Origin of the sequence: Staphylococcus schweitzeri (assembly GCF_002902405.1) — a bacterium.
GTDB lineage: Bacteria > Bacillota > Bacilli > Staphylococcales > Staphylococcaceae > Staphylococcus > Staphylococcus schweitzeri.
Window position 1 is genome coordinate 1,516 of the sequence record NZ_PPQS01000044.1, and the last position, 489, is coordinate 2,004.

A 489-nucleotide genomic window follows, 5' to 3' on the forward strand; every position below is an offset into this window, starting at 1 on the left:
CATTACATTTTTATTATGGTTCAGTAGCTCAGTTGGTAGAGCAATGGATTGAAGCTCCATGTGTCGGCAGTTCGACTCTGTCCTGAACCATTTTTTTAGCCGGCCTAGCTCAATTGGTAGAGCAACTGACTTGTAATCAGTAGGTTGGGGGTTCAAGTCCTCTGGCCGGCACCATTTACGGAGGGGTAGCGAAGTGGCTAAACGCGGCGGACTGTAAATCCGCTCCTTCGGGTTCGGCAGTTCGAATCTGCCCCCCTCCATTTATTATTTTTAATAGGGGCATAGTTCAACGGTAGAATAGAGGTCTCCAAAACCTTTGGTGTGGGTTCGATTCCTACTGCCCCTGCCATGGCGGTTGTGGTGAAGTGGTTAACACATCGGATTGTGGTTCCGACATTCGAGGGTTCGATCCCCTTCAGCCGCCCTTATTATTAATGGGCTATAGCCAAGCGGTAAGGCAACGGACTTTGACTCCGTCACTCGTTGGTT

At 49.5% G+C, this 489-nt stretch carries 5 tRNA genes; all 5 read left to right on the top strand.

Annotated features, from left to right (window positions below):
* Positions 1–17 precede the first annotated feature (17 nt).
* Positions 18–90 (top strand) — tRNA-Phe (locus CD116_RS10330).
* An 8-nt stretch (positions 91–98) separates the two neighbouring features.
* Positions 99–174, top strand: a tRNA-Thr gene (locus CD116_RS10335).
* Between the two features lie 5 nt (positions 175–179).
* Positions 180–260 (top strand) — tRNA-Tyr (locus CD116_RS10340).
* Positions 261–275: 15 nt separating this feature from the next.
* Positions 276–349: transfer RNA gene (locus CD116_RS10345), tRNA-Trp, on the top strand.
* A 2-nt stretch (positions 350–351) separates the two neighbouring features.
* A tRNA-His gene (locus tag CD116_RS10350) sits at positions 352–424 on the top strand.
* Positions 425–489 lie beyond the last annotated feature (65 nt).